Source organism: Pseudorhodobacter sp. E13 (assembly GCF_003991405.1).
In the GTDB taxonomy this organism is placed as follows: domain Bacteria; phylum Pseudomonadota; class Alphaproteobacteria; order Rhodobacterales; family Rhodobacteraceae; genus Pseudorhodobacter.
The window spans coordinates 1-1,056 of sequence record NZ_RPEN01000097.1; the positions used below are offsets into that span (position 1 = coordinate 1).

Annotated in this window: 1 protein-coding gene; it reads left to right on the plus strand. The window is 57.4% G+C overall.

The window, feature by feature from the left end:
- Window positions 1-82 precede the first annotated feature (82 nt).
- Window positions 83-1,041 (plus strand): IS630 family transposase gene (locus EGN72_RS00260; RefSeq protein ID WP_127044678.1). Its coding sequence is split into 2 segments (ribosomal slippage): window positions 83-424 and window positions 427-1,041, totalling 957 coding nucleotides; the frame shifts between segments, so codons are not numbered across the junction.
- The last annotated feature ends 15 nt before the right edge of the window (window positions 1,042-1,056 follow it).

Below are 1,056 nucleotides of genomic sequence, written 5' to 3' on the forward strand. Positions count from 1 at the left end.
CTAAAGCGTTTCGGGGAAAACTTGAATCGGGGGATTCCCATGGGGTCGTATTTGTGATTCATCCTGTATGGGAGGATCGGTCATGTCAGCACCTTTGCCATCGGCGCTTCGGGCGCGTTTTCAAAGATACATTGAAGAAGGGTTGAGCGGACGTGCTGCGGCGTTGCGCGTCAAGTTATCGGCTGCCACGGGGGCACGTTGGGCGCGGCAGATCAGGACGAAAGGACACGCCTTGCCCGCGCCTCAGGGACGCCCGCCGGGGCGGGGCAAGCTAGCACCGCACAGGGGGTTTTTCGAAGAGTTGCTTGCGCAAGATCCCGACATCACGCTCTTCGAATTGCGGGATGCGCTGGCCGATGCTGAGGGGGTTCAGGTTCATCACTCATCCATCGCCGATTTGCTGTCCCGCCTCGGGTTTACGTACAAAAAAAGTCGTTGGTCGCGTCTGAGCGCCGCCGCGCCAAGGTAAGCCAGCAGCGTGCCGATTGGTTTGCCCATCGGCTGCCAGCGATTGGGCGACGACCTGAACGCGTTGTGTTCATTGATGAAACGGCAGTGAAGACCAATCTTACCCGCCTGCGAGGACGATCCTTGCGCGGCCAGCGACTGAATATGGATGCGCCCTTTGGCAGTTGGGGCACGCAAACGCTGATCGCCGGGCTGACCCATGAAACTCTGATCGCGCCTTGGGTCATAAAAGGTGCCATGGACGGCCCAGCCTTCGCGGCCTACGTGCGTGAGGTGCTGGTTCCAGAGATCAAACCCGGCACCGTAGTCATATTGGACAACCTAGCCACGCATAAAAACAAGGAAGCGTCAGAGGCTCTACGCGCACATGGATGCTGGTTCCTCTTTCTCCCGCCATATTCGCCTGACCTCAATCCCATCGAACAGGCATTCTCCAAACTGAAAGCCCATCTGCGAAGGATCGGGGCCAGGACCTTCACCGACGTGTTCAAGGCCATCGGAGCAATCTGCGACCTATACGATCCTCAAGAATGCTGGAACTACTTCAAGGCGGCCGGATATGTATCAGGTTAAAACCGAAATGCTTTA